General features: G+C 67.9%; 19 protein-coding genes. 12 read left to right on the top strand and 7 right to left on the bottom strand.

Annotated features, from left to right (window positions below; genetic code table 11):
• Positions 1–62 precede the first annotated feature (62 nt).
• From ACSQ1W_RS15580 to ACSQ1W_RS15550, 7 genes are all read left to right on the top strand, one after another.
• The gene (locus ACSQ1W_RS15580; RefSeq protein WP_436044553.1) at positions 63–464 is read left to right on the top strand and encodes a hypothetical protein; all 402 of its coding nucleotides are present in this window, start codon (positions 63–65) and stop codon (positions 462–464) included.
• Between the two features lie 45 nt (positions 465–509).
• Positions 510–704 carry a hypothetical protein gene (locus tag ACSQ1W_RS15575; protein WP_436044552.1) on the top strand — a complete coding sequence of 65 codons (195 nt, stop codon included), beginning with the start codon at positions 510–512 and terminating at the stop codon, positions 702–704.
• On the top strand, positions 701–1,849 hold the full coding sequence (locus tag ACSQ1W_RS15570) for a M23 family metallopeptidase (protein ID WP_436044551.1): 1,149 nt from the start codon (positions 701–703) through the stop codon (positions 1,847–1,849). The genes ACSQ1W_RS15575 and ACSQ1W_RS15570 overlap by 4 nt, the downstream gene beginning before the upstream one ends.
• Positions 1,850–2,077: 228 nt before the next feature.
• Positions 2,078–2,716, top strand: coding sequence for a hypothetical protein (locus ACSQ1W_RS15565; RefSeq protein ID WP_436044550.1), 639 nt, complete (start codon positions 2,078–2,080; stop codon positions 2,714–2,716).
• Positions 2,717–2,746: 30 nt separating this feature from the next.
• Positions 2,747–3,751, top strand: a complete 1,005-nt coding sequence (locus ACSQ1W_RS15560; RefSeq protein WP_436044549.1) for a hypothetical protein — start codon at positions 2,747–2,749, stop codon at positions 3,749–3,751.
• Positions 3,752–3,964: 213 nt separating this feature from the next.
• Complete coding sequence (locus ACSQ1W_RS15555) at positions 3,965–4,318, top strand: helix-turn-helix domain-containing protein (protein WP_436044548.1); 354 nt, start codon at positions 3,965–3,967, stop codon at positions 4,316–4,318.
• Between the two features lie 114 nt (positions 4,319–4,432).
• The gene (locus tag ACSQ1W_RS15550) at positions 4,433–5,479 is read left to right on the top strand and encodes a DNA/RNA non-specific endonuclease (protein WP_436044547.1); all 1,047 of its coding nucleotides are present in this window, start codon (positions 4,433–4,435) and stop codon (positions 5,477–5,479) included.
• Positions 5,480–5,591: 112 nt separating this feature from the next.
• Here the strand turns inward: ACSQ1W_RS15550 and ACSQ1W_RS15545 are convergent, their stop codons facing one another.
• Complete coding sequence (locus ACSQ1W_RS15545) at positions 5,592–5,801, bottom strand: helix-turn-helix domain-containing protein (RefSeq protein ID WP_436044546.1); 210 nt, start codon at positions 5,799–5,801, stop codon at positions 5,592–5,594.
• Positions 5,802–6,214: 413 nt separating this feature from the next.
• Between ACSQ1W_RS15545 and ACSQ1W_RS15540 the strand changes: the two genes are divergently transcribed.
• Entirely contained in the window at positions 6,215–6,415 is a 201-nt protein-coding gene (locus ACSQ1W_RS15540) for a hypothetical protein (RefSeq protein WP_192273308.1), read from the top strand.
• An 11-nt stretch (positions 6,416–6,426) separates the two neighbouring features.
• On the opposite strand, the gene ACSQ1W_RS15535 is transcribed toward ACSQ1W_RS15540, so the two are convergent.
• The gene (locus ACSQ1W_RS15535; protein WP_192273307.1) at positions 6,427–6,813 is read right to left on the bottom strand and encodes a DUF6165 family protein; all 387 of its coding nucleotides are present in this window, start codon (positions 6,811–6,813) and stop codon (positions 6,427–6,429) included.
• 47 nt (positions 6,814–6,860) lie between these two features.
• Between ACSQ1W_RS15535 and ACSQ1W_RS15530 the strand changes: the two genes are divergently transcribed.
• From ACSQ1W_RS15530 to ACSQ1W_RS15520, 3 genes are all read left to right on the top strand, one after another.
• Positions 6,861–8,183 (top strand): glycoside hydrolase family 2 TIM barrel-domain containing protein, encoded by a 1,323-nt coding sequence (locus ACSQ1W_RS15530; RefSeq protein WP_436046211.1) that lies wholly within the window; start codon positions 6,861–6,863, stop codon positions 8,181–8,183.
• A gap of 66 nt (positions 8,184–8,249) precedes the next feature.
• On the top strand, positions 8,250–9,491 hold the full coding sequence (locus tag ACSQ1W_RS15525; RefSeq protein ID WP_436044545.1) for an MFS transporter: 1,242 nt from the start codon (positions 8,250–8,252) through the stop codon (positions 9,489–9,491).
• Between the two features lie 189 nt (positions 9,492–9,680).
• Entirely contained in the window at positions 9,681–11,807 is a 2,127-nt protein-coding gene (locus ACSQ1W_RS15520; RefSeq protein WP_436044544.1) for a methyl-accepting chemotaxis protein, read from the top strand.
• A 24-nt stretch (positions 11,808–11,831) separates the two neighbouring features.
• On the opposite strand, the gene ACSQ1W_RS15515 is transcribed toward ACSQ1W_RS15520, so the two are convergent.
• Both ACSQ1W_RS15515 and ACSQ1W_RS15510 read right to left on the bottom strand, forming a co-directional pair.
• A complete protein-coding gene (locus ACSQ1W_RS15515; protein WP_192273295.1) occupies positions 11,832–12,410 on the bottom strand; it encodes a mechanosensitive ion channel family protein in 579 nt (192 codons plus the stop codon).
• Between the two features lie 99 nt (positions 12,411–12,509).
• Positions 12,510–12,956 carry a hypothetical protein gene (locus ACSQ1W_RS15510; RefSeq protein WP_436044543.1) on the bottom strand — a complete coding sequence of 149 codons (447 nt, stop codon included), beginning with the start codon at positions 12,954–12,956 and terminating at the stop codon, positions 12,510–12,512.
• Positions 12,957–13,123: 167 nt separating this feature from the next.
• Here ACSQ1W_RS15510 and ACSQ1W_RS15505 point away from each other — a divergent pair, with 167 nt between their 5' ends.
• Complete coding sequence (locus tag ACSQ1W_RS15505; RefSeq protein ID WP_436044542.1) at positions 13,124–13,960, top strand: hypothetical protein; 837 nt, start codon at positions 13,124–13,126, stop codon at positions 13,958–13,960.
• Between the two features lie 112 nt (positions 13,961–14,072).
• Here ACSQ1W_RS15505 and ACSQ1W_RS15500 read toward each other — a convergent pair whose 3' ends face one another.
• From ACSQ1W_RS15500 to ACSQ1W_RS15490, 3 genes are all read right to left on the bottom strand, one after another.
• Entirely contained in the window at positions 14,073–14,495 is a 423-nt protein-coding gene (locus ACSQ1W_RS15500; RefSeq protein WP_192273289.1) for a hypothetical protein, read from the bottom strand.
• 321 nt (positions 14,496–14,816) lie between these two features.
• Positions 14,817–15,032 (bottom strand): hypothetical protein, encoded by a 216-nt coding sequence (locus tag ACSQ1W_RS15495; RefSeq protein WP_192273286.1) that lies wholly within the window; start codon positions 15,030–15,032, stop codon positions 14,817–14,819.
• Positions 15,033–15,181: 149 nt separating this feature from the next.
• The gene (locus tag ACSQ1W_RS15490) at positions 15,182–15,844 is read right to left on the bottom strand and encodes an ECF-type sigma factor (RefSeq protein WP_436044541.1); all 663 of its coding nucleotides are present in this window, start codon (positions 15,842–15,844) and stop codon (positions 15,182–15,184) included.
• Positions 15,845–16,149 lie beyond the last annotated feature (305 nt).

Here is a 16,149-nt window from a genome sequence, read left to right as displayed (position 1 = left end):
GCGCAGGCCGCGTGGTCCTGCCTCTGCCGCGACAGCATGACGTCAATCCTGGAGCACGCCGCATGAAACACCTGATCCTCTGCCTGCTGCTCGCTGCCGCGTGGCTGCCGTTGCGCGCCGAAGCGTGCTCCTGCGCGCGTCCCGGCACGCCGGTCGAGGAGAAGGACCAGCACACGCGCGTGTTCCTGGGGCGCGTGCAGGCCATCGAGGAAGACCCGCGTGGCGAGCCCCACCGGCGTGTGCGCTTCGTCGTGCGCGAAACCTTCAAGGGCACGCCCGTGCGCAAGCTCACCGTGGACACCGGCATCGGTGGCGGCGATTGCGGTTACGCCTTCCGCACCGGGCAGGAGTACGTGGTGTATGCCTGGGGCAAGGACGACGCACTGGCGACGGGCATCTGTTCGCTGACCGGCCCGGCGACGCATCCGCGCAGTGGGCTGGACGTCCTGCGCGGCGACAAGTGACGTCTACCGCGTAAACGTCCAGCGGCCTTCGTGGCGCGGGACGGCGTGCCACGCAACTACGCGCAGGGTGGGCGCGCGCCCGCCATCGCGCACATCCATGCCGCGGTGAGCACGGGCCGCATACGCCAGCGGCACGCGTCGATGCGCCGTGCCGTGGCAAACGCACGCCGGATCGATCCGGCGTCGCGCGATGCCACGCCTACGATGACGGGATCCCGTGCCGACCAGGAGTTCCCGTGAAGCCACGTCTCCGCCGCTGGATCCTGAGCGCCTGCGCTGGTTGCCTGCCGCTGCTGTCCGTCAACGCGGGGCCAGCCCTGCAGGAATCGTTCGACCTCAGCGTGCCGATGCCGCCGACGCCGGTGGCCATCGACGGGCGCGCGCGCCTGTTCTACGAACTGCACCTGGCCAACTTCTCGCGGCACGCACTGGATCCGGTGCGCGTCGACGTGCTGGATACCGTCTCCGGCGTGCCGTTGGCCTCGTTAGCGGGCGAGGCCCTCGAACGGCAACTGGATCGCTCCGGACTGCAATGGCAGGCGAAAGCCGGCGCGCCGATCGAGCCCGGGCGTCGCGGCATTGTGTTCTTCGAACTGGCGCTGCCGGCGAGCGCGCAACCGCCGCGCACGCTGCGGCACCGCGTGGCGTTCCGCGCCGCCGATGGCGCGGTGGTGCAGGTGGAAGGCGCAGCCGTTCCCATCGCACGCGAACCGGCGGTCGTGCTGGGTCCGCCCCTGCGCGGCGGACCGTGGATCGCGATCCATGATCCGTCATGGGAACGCGGTCATCGCCGCGTCGGCTATGCCATCGATGGCAAGGCGCGCACGCCGGGACGTGTCGCGGTCGACTGGGTGAAGCTGGATACGCAGGGGCGCAAGACGGACCGCGCGGATGGACAGGTCGCCGACGCCTACAGCCATGGCGAAGACGTGCTGGCGGTCGCCGACGGCACGGTGGTGGACGTGCGCGACGACCTGCCGGAACGGCGCCGGCTGGACGAGGCGTCGGACCACGGGCTCGAGACCGGCGGCGGCAACACGCTCGTGCTCGATCTCGGTGGCGGCCGCTTCGCCTTCTACGGCCACCTGCGTCCGGGCAGTGCGCAGGTCGCCGTCGGACAGCGCGTACGCAAGGGGCAGACGATCGCCGAGGTGGGGTTCACCGGCAGCGCGTCCGATCCGCAGCTGCACTTCAACCTGGCCGACGGCCCCAGCGCGCTGGGCAGCGAAGGTCTGCCGTTCGCCATCGACGGGTTCCGCGCGCTCGGTACCTACGCGCGCATCGACGACGTTGGTCGCGCGCGCTGGACGCCGCGGCCCGGCGGCGAGGCGATGCGTGCGCACGAACTGCCGGCCGGCAACAGCGTGGTGTGGTTCGCGGACTGACCGGCGTGCAGCACCGGTTCTCGCACGCGGGCTGGACCACGCGCGTCGCGTTGCGGGTGGAGCCGGCACCGGTCTGATCGTTGCGGCCCATGCGCACGCGCGCCGGGGGCTGGCCCCGGTGCCGGCCGCCTGTATACAGTGCACGGCACGACGTCGCCGCGTCGGACCGGCCGGGAGCATGGGGATGTTCCGGCCTGCGCGCGACGCATCACCACGAAGGGGAATCCGATGGGAAACGTCGTCAAGATCCTGCTCGGCATGCTGGTCGTGCTGGCGATCGTCGCGGGCATCACCATGCTGCGAAGCAAAGCACCGGCCGAAGCGCCGTACGATGGCCTGATGCCGAAAGGCGAGGTGAGCACGGAACAGCTGCAGGCGTCGGTGGACAGCATGCGTGCCAAGGCCGAAGCGTCCAATCCCGACATGGCGAAGACGGATGCGCTGAAGGCGTACGTCGCCGCCGAGTCGGCCAAGCAGTTCGACGACATGGGCGCGCGGGAACGGGCGTTCTCGGCGGCCAGCATGTTCTGGGGCTTCGATTACATGAACGTGCGTGCCCGCGCCGATTATTGCCGGCAGCGCGGTGTGGACCTGACCCCGTTCGTCACCGCCTTCCTGGCGACCCATCGCCTCGAACGCGAGCGGAGCCGGGCCGTGGCCGCCGCAGAAGGGGTCGACCTGGACCAGCAGGAAGCCAGGGTGCGCGAGGTGATCATGGGCCAGGTGGAGCAGGACATGAAGGACGTGGCGCTGGGTGCGCAGATCCCCGTCGAGAAGACCTGCGACCTGTTCAACGAGAACGCCGAGCAGCTGGCGGCCTTCATCCAGTTGCCGCCGCACGTGAAGACCGCGCTGATGGCGCAGTAGCCACCACAGCGCTGCACGCGCAGGGACGCCATGCTCAAGCACCTGACCCGCCTGTTCTCCCGTCCGCAGGCCGCGCCCGCGACCGAACGTCCGCGCGTGGCGGTGGATATGGCCTGGTTCGCCGATACGCGGTTGCCGATCGTCGACTGGGAACGCCTGGACGCACAGGCCGGCGACCGGACCGGCGAGGCGGCGCACGCGTTCTGGGACTCGGCCGCGCAGGCGTGGCTGGAGGCCCTGCGTGACGCACTGGGCGGGCACTACCGCATCGCCGGATCGCAGGACTTCCTGTTGCTGTCCACGCTGGAGGCGCGTCCGGCGCAGGTCTTCCTGGCGACCTGCCAGCGCATGCGCGCGCGCATCGTGCGCAATCTCGGGCCGCTGGCCGACCAGGGCGGCTGGGGGCGGCACGTGGTGATGGTGTTCGACGATCCCGACGACTACTACGACTATGTCGGCCATTACTATCCCGACGGCGGCGAGTACGCGATGTCGTCCGGCATGTTCATCCAGGCGGGGTACGGGCATTTCGTGATGCCGCTGGAGCAGATCGATGCGATGGAACCGGTGATCGCACACGAACTGACCCATTGCCTGCTGACCCACCTGCCCATCCCGGCGTGGCTCAACGAAGGGCTGGCGGTGAACACCGAACACACGATGTTCCCGCAGCTGGCCTCACCGCAGGCGCAGCTCTACTTCCCGCACGAGGTCGCGGCGCAGCATGCCGCCTACTGGAACGCCGAGAGCATCCAGGCGTTCTGGTCGGGCAGGTCGTTCCTCGCCACCGACGACGGCAACCGCCTGTCGTACGACCTGGCGAAGAAGATCACCGCGCTGGCGGCGCGCGACGAGGCCGCCTTCCGTGCGTTCGTCGCCGACGCGCACCTGCAGGACGGCGGGTTGGCCGCCGAGCACCACCTCGGCTTTCCCATCGCGCACCTGGTGGAGGCCGTGCTAGGCGAAGGCTCCTGGCAACCGCAACCGGAGCGCTGGCGCGACGGCATCGAGCGCGGACAGTTCCGTTCGTCCTGACACGCGACATCGCCGGCTGCGAACACGGCAAGCAACGATTGCATGGTGACGCTTGCAGTGCGGTATGACTCAGCGTGGTGAAGACCGCTGGTCGACACATCGGTGGATTTTTCGCCGTGGATAACCCATGTGCACGGCACCCACGCGGCTGTCACCGAAGGGGGGCGAGGGTATTGGCCTTTCATCGTGGAGTGGATCGTCATGTGGGCTACGATGGCCATCAGGATCCGTCGCGCACGCCTGGGTGCCTCGCTGACGCAGGCGCAGCTTGCGCGGCATACGGGTGTGAACCGCAGCGCGGTGGCCCAGTGGGAACGCGCCGAAGGTGCCACCACGCCGAGTGTCGCCAATCTCGCCAGTATTGCGGTGGCCACCAAGGTCGCTTTCGAATGGCTGGCGACCGGACGCGGTACCCGTCCCGCGCACGATCTGGAGACGCCCGCCGTGTCCAGGGCCTTCGCGATGGATGAATTCGAGGCGCATTGCCTGGACAGCCTGCGACGCCTGACCCGGACCAGCCGGCGGCTGGTCTGCGAACTGCTGGAGGAACTGGCCAGCAAGCGCTGAGGCGCGGGCATGGCCGACGCGCACGGAAGGATGCGTGTCAGAGGGTAGGTATCGCGACCGGTGCGATGCCGTCCGCTCCGTGCAGACCGAAGGTTCCCGATGATCCCGCGACCGATGTTCCATCCCTGGTGCCGCGCAGGCCTGTTGCTCGCGCTGGGCCTGGTCGTGGCCGGTTGCAGTACGCGCGGACCGGTGAGTGCCGGGCCGGACGCAGGCAGGGAGGTGAAGCAGATCCCGAGCCGTGTACCGCACGATGCGGCCGCCCGTCCGCACTTCAGCGACGAGACCGCAGCGTCGGCCATGACCGGCGACGCCATGGACGCCCCTGTGATGGCGGGCGACGTCGCGCCGCCTCCCCCGCCGGCGGGAGCGCGGATGGCAACGGCGATGGCCATCGCAGCGACGACGCAGTGCCCGTTCGGTGAACCGGTGCCGCGGCGCGGGCTGGACTTCGGCGATACCGAGCGCGTCGTGCGCGCGGGCTACGCCCTGTTGCACAGCGCCGACCTGAAGACGCCCTACTGGGTATGCGAGACCTATACGACGGCGTCGCTCCGCAACAACGTCGAGCGTGGTTCGCGGTCCTTCAAGACCGATCCGCAGCTGCGCCTGGCGCGTGCGGTGCCGGGTGATTACCGCGGTTCGTCGGAACATCGCACGCGCGCCGGCCCGTTCCCGATCGACATCGGCCACATGGCGCCGGCCGAGGCGCATTCAAGCAGCGAGTCGCGCATCGTCGACACGTTCTACCTCTCCAACGCCGTGCCGCAGCACCGGTCGATGAACCGCGGGCAGTGGGCGCGGCTGGAAGCCTGCGCGCGCACCACCGGGCCGGTGCGCGGCGCCAAGTGGGTGATCAGCGGGCCGATGGTCTACACCGAACGCGATGTCGAGGTCGTCACCGTCGACACCATCGGCGATGGCGTGGTGATCCCGACGCACACGTGGAAGATCCTGGTCTACCGCACGCCGGGCGACGAACTGCGCGCATGGGCTGCGGTGATGCCGAACGAGGTACTGCCGGAGAATTCCCAGCTCGACGATTTCGCCGCCAGCATCGATGCCATCGAGGACGCGACCGGCTTCGACTTCCTTCCCGAGCTCAGCGCCGCCGAACAGCGGCGCCTGGAGGCATCGGTGCATCCGATCGCATGCCAGTGATGGCATGCATGCCCGCATACCGTCGCCGCGTCACCGCATGTCGGGTGCGGCAGGAGGCGGAAGCCCCGGGGGACGACGCGGGGCGAAGCGATGGTGGCGGATCCGGCCGCCGCTAGTCGACGAGATGGAGCAGGTGCGCGGACGCGGCGGCCTGCGTGCGGTTCTCGACGTGCAGCTTGCTGAGGATGTTGGCCACATGCCAGCGCACGGTGTTGACCGAGATGAACAGTGATGCGCCGATCTGCGTGTTGGACGCGCCATCGGCGAGCAGGCGCAGCACGCCGATCTCACGGTGTGTCAGTGACTCGGCGATGCCGTTCACGACGAACGTGGTGGCGGCACCCGGGGCAAACGGTACGGCATCGTCCCCGGTGGACCGGTCCGCGCCGGCGGCGGCACAGATGCGGGCGAGATAATCGGCCTCGATCGCGGGCAGGTGCGCCTGCTCGCGCGCGAAGGCTAGGAAGGCCTCGCCGACGGTGCTCCCCTGGTCGAGGATGCTGCGGATGAAGCCTTCGCCGGCGCCGAGCTGGAGAACGCGACGCGCGCACCTCTGGGGACGATCCTATCGACGGGTAGTGTCATGTGAGGTGACATAGGCAAGACGCACGCCGATAGGACGCAGCAGCGGGCGCCGCTAAGGCGGGAGAGGAGCGCCCGGACACATGTACCACGACGATGACGCGGCAAACACACGGGCCGGCCCAGACTCCTGGCATCGCACAGGAGATACGCATGACGACCCCGACCCGAGAAGACGTCATCCTGCAACTGGATCGTGTGGATACCGCCCTGGAAGCGCCCGACGCCGACAAGGCGGCGCTGATGCGGCAGGCCGTGGACTGGCTGGCGGAGAACCCGCCGAAGGTCGCGGCAGACGCGCTGTACTACCGCGAGCGCCTGCAGGTGATCCGCGAGCGCCACGGCGTGGCGTAGCGCGCCGCGGTTTACGCCTGGTACTGCTTCTCTTCGATGAAACGGGAACCGGCTAGGCGGTTGATCGTGTTCTTCACCGCGATGCGCTCGCCGTTGCGCTGTGCGACCGCGCGCGCCAGCGTGACGAATTCCTCGTCGAAGGCCTGCGCGGCTTCCTTGGCGCGCAGTGCGTCCTGCACGTCCCACATGCGCTCGTTGATCGCGCGCAGGTCGCGCTTCAGCGGGGCGAGTTCGTCCTGCGCGCCTTCCAGCGGCATCCACAGCGCGCGCAGGCCCTCCAGTTCGACCTGCACGTGCTGGCGCTTGCCGGCGTCTTCGATGCGTTCGGCCTTGATCTCGAGGATGGTCAGCTTGTCGGCCAGTTCGCCGATGGAGACGGGGATGAGGATGGTGTTCATGCGCGCATTCTAGCGCTGGTGGGGGCGATGACGGCGTGCATGGCATGATGCGCCGTCCCTGGTGGTCGGAGAGTGCCCGCATGCTGCAGCGCCTGTTCGTGTCGATCTTCCTGTTGGCTGTATCGCCTCTGGTGCTCGCGGCGCCGTCGCAGGTCCGCATCGTCCAGCAGGAGGGGGCGTACGTACTGCTGGTGGACGGTGCGCCGTTCCGTGTGAAGGGTGCTGGCATGGGCGGAGAAGGGCAGGACGCCTTGGCCGCGCGAGGTGGCAATTCCTTCCGCACGTGGAGCACCGGCATGGACGAGGCCAAGGTGCGCGCGATGCTGGACCGCGCGCAACGCAACGGCCTGAAAGTGGCAATGGGCCTCGAGGTGGGCAACGAACGCCACGGTTTCGACTACGACGACGCCACCGCGGTGAAGAAGCAGCGCGAGCGCATCCGTCGCGAAGTCGCGCTCTACAAGGACCATCCCGCCGTGCTGATGTGGGTGGTGGGTAACGAACTGAACCTGCATTACAGCAATCCGAAAGTCTGGGATGCGGTGGGCAGCATCGCCGACGCGATCCACAAGGAAGATCCCAACCACCCCGTGATGACCACGTTGGCCGGCTTCGACAAGAAGCTCATCGACCTGCTGAAGGCGCGTGCACCATCGCTGGACCTGATCGGCATCCAGCTGTACGGCGACATCGGTGCATTGCCGGAGAAGCTGGAAAGCAGTGGATGGACCGGCCCCTACGTCGTCACCGAGTGGGGCCCAACCGGCCATTGGGAAAGTCCGTTGACCACGTGGAAGGCGCCGATCGAGGACGATGCGTCGCGCAAGGCAGCCCTGTTGCAGCAGCGCTACGAACAGGTGATCGCGTCGGACACCAAGCAGGGATTGGGCTCGTACGTGTTCCTGTGGGGCAACAAGCAGGAACGCACGCCGACGTGGTACGGCCTGTTCCTGCCCAGCGGCGAAAGCACGCCGGCGGTGGACGCGATGCAGTACGTCTGGACCGGCGCGTGGCCTGCGAACCGTGCGCCGTCGATCCAGCCGTTGCGGCTGGACGGCCGTGTCGCGATCGACAGCATCGTGCTGACACCGGGGAAGTCGTATGCCGCACGGGCCGACGCGCGGGATCCCGACGGTGACGCCGTGACCTACACGTGGACCGTGCTGCACGAGAGTACGGCCACCAGCATCGGCGGCGACCGCGAGGACGTGCCTGCGGAGGTCGGGCTGGTCCTGCAGCAGGACGGGAAGGGCGGCATGACGTTCACGGCGCCGGAGGCGCCGGGCGCCTACCGGCTGTTCGTCGAAGCCCATGACGGCCAGGGTCATGCGGCCTACGCCAACCTGCCGTTCCGGGTGGCTGGCCCCTGACCCATCGCCCGCAGCGTTCCACCCACAAGGTCGACCACGGGTGTTGCGGCGCAGCATAATGGCGGGATGGATGTCGCACCTCCCCCCGTTCCCCTGCCTTCCGTTGCCGATGCACTGACCGCGCGCCAGGTCGGCCTGATCCTGTTCGCGCTGACCCTCGGTGGCTTCGCCATCGGCACCAGCGAGTTCGCCAGTATGGGCCTGATGCCCAACATGGTGGCCTCACTGGGTGTGACAGAGCCGCAGGTCGGGCATCTGATCAGCGCCTATGCACTGGGCGTGGTGGTCGGCGCGCCGTTGCTGGCGATCCTCGGCGCGGGCTGGAAGCGCAAGACCCTGCTGCTCGCACTGATGGGCTTCTATGCCCTGGGCAACCTCGCCAGCGCACTGGGCCCGACCTACGAAAGCCTCCTTGTCTTCCGATTCATCGCAGGCCTGCCGCATGGCGCGTACTTCGGCGTCGCCGCGCTGACCGCCGTGGCGATCAGTCCGCCCAACAAACGTGGCCGCGCGATCAGCCTGGTGATGCTGGGCCTGACCCTGGCCATCCTGATCGGCAATCCGCTGGCGACCTGGCTGGGCCAGATCATCGACTGGCGCTGGGTGTTCGCCGCGGTGGCGCTGGTCGCGCTGAGCACGGCGCTGCTGCTGGCGGTCTGGCTGCCGGCCGGTATCGACGGCGCGAAGGCGCATCCCCTGGACGAACTGCGCGCCTTCAACCGCCTGCCGGTGTGGCAGGCGCTGGCGATCGGTGCGATCGGCTTCGCCGGCATGTTCTCGGTCTTCAGTTACCTGGCACCGACGATGCTGGAGGTGACGCGCGTGTCGCCGGCATGGATTCCGCTGGGCTTGGCCGGGTTCGGCGTGGGCGGTGTGATCGGCAATTTCGTTGGCGGCTGGCTGTCGGACCGTTTCCAGTTGCGCGGCGCGTGGATGGTGCTGGCGTGGGCGATGGTGGCGCTGCTGATGTTCCCGCTGTTGGCGAAGGGATTGCCGACCATCCTGTTGGCCACGGTAACCATTGGCTTGATGGGCGCGCTGGGTCCGATTCTGCAATCCCACCTGATGGACGTGGCCGGCGATGCGCAGACGCTCGCTGCCGCCTCCCACCACGCCGCCTTCAACACCGCCAACGCACTGGGACCTTGGCTGGGCGGCATGGCGATCACGGCCGGTTACGGCTGGACATCGACGGGTTACGTCGGTGCGGCGATGGCGGTCGCAGGCCTGCTGATCTATGTGTGGGCACAGCGCACCTTGCGCGGTGCGAGCACGCCGGCCAACGTTGCCTGCGACACTGCCTCCTGAGCGCTGTCATCCGCGTGTCATGGGGTAACGCGTTGAGTCGGGCCGGGATTTCCGGGTAGTACGCGATTGCTGCGCAGGCGTGTCACGAAACTGCAATAAAAAACATCGCCTCGCGGGCGTCAGTGTGGCTTAACTCCGTGCGTTCGACGCCGTTAAGAAGTGCGTCCCTTCCTCTTCGCGTCGTGCCGCATGTCGTCCTCCGTCCCCCGTTCCTACAGCCTGCAGGCCAAGCTGCTGGGCTCTCTGACCTTCGGCCTCGTGGTCATCCTGTTGTGTGCGCTCGCGGGCCTGGGATCGGCGTGGCTCAGCTTGTCCACCGATGTCCCGCCACAGGTGGCGCAGGCCACCGACGGCGAGCGACTGAGTCGCGACTTCCGCCTACAGGTGCAGGAATGGAAGAACATCCTGATCCGCGGCCACGACGATGAGCAGCGCATCAGGTACACCAAGGCATTCGACGAGAAGGGCCGCGAGGTCGCGACGCTTGCCGGCATGCTGTCGGCCTCGCTGGTCGATCCCGATGCGCAGCGGTTGGCCAGGGATTTCCTGGCGCAGCATGCGACGCTGGAGCGCAACTATCGCGCGGCGCTTGAGCAGTTCGCCGCCGCCGGCTACGACACGCAACAAGGCGACGCCCTGGTGAAGGGCATGGACCGCGAACTGGGCCAGACACTGGAAGCGCTGATCGTGCGCACCAAGACGCTGGCCGATGCCGCGGTGGTGGCGCGCTCGCAGGAGGCGCGACGCACGCTGGTGCTGTGCGCGGTGCTGTCGGTGCTGGCCGCGATCGCGTTGATCGCGACGCTGGGCTGGTGGATCCGGCGCTCGGTCATCCGCCCGGTGATCGATGCGGCGAATGCCGCGCGCGCGGTGGCCTCCGGCAGCCTGGGTGCCCGCATCCACGTGCGCAGCGGCGACGAGATCGGCCAGCTGGGCACGGCCATGCTGGCGATGACGTCGACACTGAAAGGCGTCATCGCAGCACAGGGCGAAATGGCCGAGCGCCACGATGCCGGCCAGCTCAGCTTCCGCATGGACGATGGCGCCTTCCCTGGCGAGTACGGCCGCATGGTCCGCGGCGCCAACACGCTCGTCGCCTCGCACATCGCGGTGAAGATGCGCCTGGTAGAGATCATGCAGCGCTATGCCATCGGTGATCTTTCCGTCGACATGGACCGCCTGCCCGGCGAGAAGGCGGTGCTGACCGATGCGATGGATGCCACCAAGGCCAACCTGTCGGCCATCAACGGCGAGATCAAGCGGCTGGCGCAGTCGGCCGCGACGGGCGACTTCTCGCTGCGCGGCGATGTGCGCAAGTACCAGCACGATTTCCGCGACATGGTCGCCGGCCTGAATCGCCTGATGGAGACCACCGACGCCAACCTGGCCGAGGTGTCCCTGCTGCTGCAGGCGATCGCCCGCGGTGACCTGACCGCACGCATGGAGGGCGACTTCCACGGTGTGTTCGCGCGCATGCGCGACGACGCCAACGCCACGGTCGTGCAGCTGCGCGACATCGTGCGGCACATCCAGGGTGCTTCAGCATCGATCGATGCGGCGGCAGGCGAAATCGCGGCCGGCAACACCGACCTGTCGCGCCGCACCGAACAGCAGGCGGCCAATCTGGAGGAAACCGCGGCGTCGATGGAGGAGCTGACCTCCACCGTGCGCCAGAACGCGGATTCCGCCCGTCAGGCGAACCAGCTGGCGATCGGTGCTGCGGCCATCGCGTCGGAAGGTGGGGCAACCGTGTCACGCGTGGTCACCACAATGGCCGACATCGAACAATCCTCAAAGAGGATCGCCGAGATCATCTCGGTCATCGACGGCATCGCGTTCCAGACCAATATCCTGGCGCTCAACGCCGCGGTGGAAGCGGCACGCGCCGGCGAACAGGGTCGTGGCTTCGCGGTGGTGGCCAGCGAGGTGCGTACGCTCGCCCAGCGTTCGGCCAATGCGGCCAGAGAGATCAAGAGTCTGATCGAGACCTCGGTGGGCAAGGTGGCCGACGGCTCGGTCCTGGTCGACCAGGCCGGCGCGACGATGGCCGAGATCGTGGCCTCGGTGCAGCGGGTGACCGACATCATGGCCGAGATCTTCGCTGCCTCGCAGGAGCAGAGCGCCGGCATCGAACAGGTCAACCAGGCCATCGTGCAGATGGACGAGACCACCCAGCAGAATGCCGCCCTGGTGGAAGAAGCCACCGCCGCCGCCCGGTCGATGGAAGAGCAGGCGCAGCAGTTGATCCAGGCGGTGGATGTGTTTGTCCTGGATGCACGGCCTGCCTCGGCGTCCCGCGTCCTGGCCGCCGCCTGACCCGTCGGCGACGGGCGGCCGCGCTCACTCCGGCGCGGACGCCGCCGGTGGCGAGCCCGAGCGCCAGCGCCGCGTGGTGCGCTGGAAGAACTGGCTGTTGGGAATCTGCAGTACGGTGTCGCCGCGCAGGGTGTCCTCTTCCAGCAGCGTGGTGTAGAGCAGGTTGATGTCGATCACGCGGCCGCGCAAGCCCGGCTTGTCGCCGTTCTCCAGCACCTCGATGTGGTCGTGCACGCGGAACGGCCGTGTGGTCAGGATCAGCACGCTGCAGAAGATGTTTGACAGCACGCTCCAGGCGGCGAAGAACGCGACGGCAGCCACCGCGGTGAAGCCCGTCAGCGCCGTCCACAGCACACTGCCGGAAACGCCCAGTCGACCCAGCGCCAGCATGGCCGCGGACATGTAGACCAGCGCCCCAAGCAGCCGGCGCGCGCTGACCGCCACCTGCGCCGGCAGGTGGTAGCTGTCGCAGATGCGGCGCACGACGATGCGCAGCACCCGCAGCAGCAGCCACGCACCCAGCAGGATCGCGAGCGCCTGCGCGATCGGAATGACGACGGCGGCGCCCTCCTGCAGCCAACCGTTGAATTCGGGCCACGACATCAGCAGGCCTCCGTGGGGGCTGGATGGAGGCGTTCGAGGGAGGAGGGGGCGTGCGTTGTCATGCAGGAAGGGTGACGGCGCCGGTGCGCATGGTCAACCTCAGGGCTCGAACGGATGCGCCTTGCCGCAGGCGAGCACGTGGTTGTAGTCGCTGGACATGCACTGGTAGAAGTCGCGCCGCGGTCCGCTGGCGGATTCGCAGTCCTGCACGCTCAGTACGCCGAGCAGCGAGCGCAGGGCGGGCGCCATCGCGTCGTACGCGGACGGGGTCAAGTAGCCGTCGCGCAGGTTCTTCTCGCCGACTTCCAGCGTCCTTTCCACGCCGTAGCGCGCATTGTCGACGGCCTTGCTGCAGGCGAGCGCGGTTTCGGTGTCGTTTACCTGCGTCAACTGTTCGGCGATCGCCTCGACATCGGCCTGCACGTCCGCCGGCAAGGCACGGGATGGCGCGACATCGCCTGCGAATGCGCCGGCGGCGAACGGCAGCAGGGCCGCGATAGCGGCGATGCGGAGTGAAAGCCGGTGCGGGCGTGGCGCGTGTCGCATGGTCGTGGATTTGACATCTGTTTGAAGGAGGATCGCGATTCTAGAGCGCGGGGCGCTTGTGATGTGTCGCCCGACCTTGCCAGAATGCGGTGGGGACGGATCCTTCGCAGTCGGAAGCATGTGCGTGGTGTCCGGGATGCCCGCTACTTCCACTATGTGAGGACCACATGACCAACAAGCTACTTGCTGCCATCGCGTTCGCCCTGGCGAGCGTGGCGCCCGCGGCGATCGCGGGTGAGTGCGAGGACAACTTCAGCAAGTCCGGCAGCATCTTCTCGGGCGCCGATTTCTCCAGCCGCATCACCGTGCCGGACCAGTCGGTCAAGGATGCGATGGCGCAGATGCGCGGCATCATGATCGGCGAGAAGATGGATGTGATCACCGAGGACGTCGAGACCGGGGCGATGCTGGTCGAGCAACGCTCCACCGGTGCCACGCGCGCGATCCCCACACTGATCAACATCAGCCAGGAAGGCGGCGCGGCGGTGGTGCAGATGACCGTGAAGACGGAGAAGGGCCAGCTGGCCAAGCAGGATGCGATGCGGCCCTACATGTGCGAAATCCTCGCCAAGTTGAAGGGCGGCAAGGAAGGTCGCGCTGCCGCCACGCAGGGCGCGAAGACGCAGAACAACGCCGACGTGACGGTGAAGGACGTCTACGCGTTCTCGCGCGAGATCGCACGTGAAGCCAAGGGCAATGCGGTCGCCGTCACCGCGCGCCACAAGGGCCGCCACTATGCGCTGCGCGGGCGCGTGGACTACGTGCAGGAGGACGGCGAGGACTACAACGTCTCGTTCGAGATCCCGCAGCCGGGCACGGGCCTGCTGCAGGTGCCCGGCGACAACGAGCCGCGCGTGGGTGTCGCGTGCCTGTTCAAGCCGAACCAGTTGGCCAACGTACTGACGTTCCGCAAGGGCGACCGCGTGGTGTTCAAGGGCCAGTTCCTGCGCTACGACGACTTCAAGCGCGTGCTGTGGCTGCAGAACTGCGTGCAGACGCGCTGAAGCCGGATTGCCGCGGACGATCTTCGTCCGGTTGTCCGAAAACAGAAAGGGCGCCCTCGGGGCGCCCTTTCCGTGTCGGCGGGCTCGATGGCCGCCAGGCCGGCGGATGACCTCAGCTGTCCTGGCGCCGGAATACGCCCACGTTGGTGTAGCTGCGGCCGTCGCTCAGATGGCCGCGCATGCGGATGACCAGCGTGTCGGCATCCACCAGTTCGCGTTCCGACCATTGCACTTCCCGGCCGTCGTGCCAGGTGGTCGAGTGGAGTTGCGTGGGGGATACCGATTCGAAACTGAGCGCATCCGCATGTGGGGTGCCGCGATAGGGGTAGGGCGTGCCATCGGCCCTGCCATCGAAGGCGGCGCGGTGGCGCTTGCCGTTCCTGCCCAGCCATTCCGATGCGATCGACAACGCGCCGTCGTCCGCGCACGCCAGCCGGTAGTGTCCGGCGCGCGGCGCACGCCCGAGCTGGTAATCGCACTGCTCCGGGAGCAGGTGCCAGGTGCCGGCGAATGCGGCGGCGGCATGGATCGTCATCTGCACTCCTTGTGCGGTAAGGACGGGTTTCGACGGGAGGGGTCCATGCTAGCGAGCCCCCCCGGTGGGGCGGCTGCCAACGCTGTCTCAATTCCACACCCGCGCCTCGCGCCGAGGGCGGGAGAGTGACCGGATGCCGTGACAAATGTGATGCGAAGTGCGACGCAGGCCACAGCGGAGCGTCCGACGGGTGCATCAGGGGGCGGGTACGGCATCGGGAGATCCCGACGGCATCTTCGAGCCGGATCAATGGCAGCAGGCGTCCAGCCAGCAAGGCCTGTCAGCGACGCGCTGTACACGCCCCGGTGTGCGGCCGGCCGGCTAATCCGTCTGCGGACTGGTCGACGCGTTCAGGCAGAGCCAGGGCGGCACGTCGAGCGCATGGGCCAGCGCATCTGCGACCAGCAACTGGACCAAGGCATCATGGACCGTGGGGTCGACGGTCCTCAGCACCGCCAGGGCATTGGCCTGATCGTCGTCGGCCATTTCACAGTACGCGCTGAACAGACCCATCGCGAGGGCCTTGGCCTGCTTCATGCCTGTGCCGTTCCGACGATCCACGCGGTGCCCAGCGCAGCCGAGGGCGCAACGCGGTGGGCGGAAGAGGCGGAAAGGGGATGATGAAGCACGTCTGTAGGATTCGCTGCCGGACGGCATTTCCGGACGTACGTCCGCAGCGCGGTACCTCAGACGGGGTCGGGCAGCTCGCCTTCGCCGAGATGGCTGAACAGGAAGGCGCGCGCCTTCCGCCAGTCGCGGCGCACGGTGCGCTCGGTCACTTTCAGGACGCCCGCGATTTCCAGTTCGCTGAGCCCGCCGAAATAGCGCATCTCCACGACCTGCGCCAGCCGCGCATCCAGCTTGGCCAGATCGTTCAGGGCCTGGTCGAGGATCAGCAACTGCTCCAGCCGTGAGCTCTGGCCCGGCTCGGTGGTCTCGTCCAGCGGCAGCAGGTCCATGCCTTCGCCACGCTTCTCCGCCAAGGTGCGGCGGACCTCGTCCAGCAGGACGAAGCGCATGGCGCGCGCGACCAGCGCCACCAGGTGGGCGCGGTTCTCGACACTGAAGTCGGCGCTGGCCAGTTTCAGCCAGGTTTCGCTGATCAAGGACGTGGGAGAGCGCACGTGGCCACGCCGCTGCTGGCGGATCTGCGACCGGGCGATCTGGTGCAGGTCGCGGTACAGCAGCGCGTAGATGCGGTTCCAGGCACCGGCCTGGCCCTTCTCGACCTCCCCCAGCAGCTGGGTGACGGCATCCGGATCTGGGGGAGGTATCGCGGTCACGTCGAGCGAGCCCGGCATCTCCCCACTGCCGACCTCCGTTCCGCCGATGTCCCATCGCCCTGTCATGTCCGGAATGTGCCTGCCATCACGATCTCGTTCCTTGCATATAACACCCCTCCCGGGGCCATCAAGCAAGCCTTGGCACGCCTTCTGAGGGCTGAGGCGCAAGGGGCGGCGCGAGCGGCGAGCGGTGAATGAGTGACACAGGTGTATCGAGACGGCGGGATCCACGAGAGGACGGCATGCGTAGTTTGAGGAAGGTCTGTGCGGCAGGGCCATTGGCGATGAAGTCGACGGCGAAGGAAAACACCATCGCGGCGGAGAGGGGGACGGGCCATGGTGCATGAGGGCGCGGCGGATCCCACGCGGAA

Source organism: Pseudoxanthomonas sp. LjRoot143 (genome assembly GCF_964252945.1).
In the GTDB taxonomy this organism is placed as follows: domain Bacteria; phylum Pseudomonadota; class Gammaproteobacteria; order Xanthomonadales; family Xanthomonadaceae; genus Pseudoxanthomonas_A.
Note: the sequence above shows the minus strand (reverse complement) of the source record. Positions and strands in the feature narration are given on the sequence as shown.

Bases quoted from the DNA above. Each gene is read 5' to 3' on its own strand.
- ACSQ1W_RS15580 (WP_436044553.1), top strand. From the start codon at position 63: ATGAAACACCTGATCCTCTGCCTGCTGCTCGCTGCCGCGTGGCTGCCG.
- ACSQ1W_RS15555 (WP_436044548.1), top strand. From the start codon at position 3,965: ATGGCCATCAGGATCCGTCGCGCACGCCTGGGTGCCTCGCTGACGCAG.
- ACSQ1W_RS15500 (WP_192273289.1), bottom strand. From the start codon at position 14,495: ATGACGATCCATGCCGCCGCCGCATTCGCCGGCACCTGGCACCTGCTC.
- ACSQ1W_RS15510 (WP_436044543.1), bottom strand. From the start codon at position 12,956: ATGCGACACGCGCCACGCCCGCACCGGCTTTCACTCCGCATCGCCGCT.
- ACSQ1W_RS15560 (WP_436044549.1), top strand. From the start codon at position 2,747: ATGCTCAAGCACCTGACCCGCCTGTTCTCCCGTCCGCAGGCCGCGCCC.
- ACSQ1W_RS15525 (WP_436044545.1), top strand. From the start codon at position 8,250: ATGGATGTCGCACCTCCCCCCGTTCCCCTGCCTTCCGTTGCCGATGCA.
- ACSQ1W_RS15490 (WP_436044541.1), bottom strand. From the start codon at position 15,844: ATGACAGGGCGATGGGACATCGGCGGAACGGAGGTCGGCAGTGGGGAG.
- ACSQ1W_RS15495 (WP_192273286.1), bottom strand. From the start codon at position 15,032: ATGAAGCAGGCCAAGGCCCTCGCGATGGGTCTGTTCAGCGCGTACTGT.
- ACSQ1W_RS15535 (WP_192273307.1), bottom strand. From the start codon at position 6,813: ATGAACACCATCCTCATCCCCGTCTCCATCGGCGAACTGGCCGACAAG.
- ACSQ1W_RS15540 (WP_192273308.1), top strand. From the start codon at position 6,215: ATGACGACCCCGACCCGAGAAGACGTCATCCTGCAACTGGATCGTGTG.
- ACSQ1W_RS15520 (WP_436044544.1), top strand. From the start codon at position 9,681: ATGTCGTCCTCCGTCCCCCGTTCCTACAGCCTGCAGGCCAAGCTGCTG.
- ACSQ1W_RS15505 (WP_436044542.1), top strand. From the start codon at position 13,124: ATGACCAACAAGCTACTTGCTGCCATCGCGTTCGCCCTGGCGAGCGTG.
- ACSQ1W_RS15530 (WP_436046211.1), top strand. From the start codon at position 6,861: ATGCGCCGTCCCTGGTGGTCGGAGAGTGCCCGCATGCTGCAGCGCCTG.
- ACSQ1W_RS15565 (WP_436044550.1), top strand. From the start codon at position 2,078: ATGGGAAACGTCGTCAAGATCCTGCTCGGCATGCTGGTCGTGCTGGCG.
- ACSQ1W_RS15550 (WP_436044547.1), top strand. From the start codon at position 4,433: ATGTTCCATCCCTGGTGCCGCGCAGGCCTGTTGCTCGCGCTGGGCCTG.
- ACSQ1W_RS15515 (WP_192273295.1), bottom strand. From the start codon at position 12,410: ATGTCGTGGCCCGAATTCAACGGTTGGCTGCAGGAGGGCGCCGCCGTC.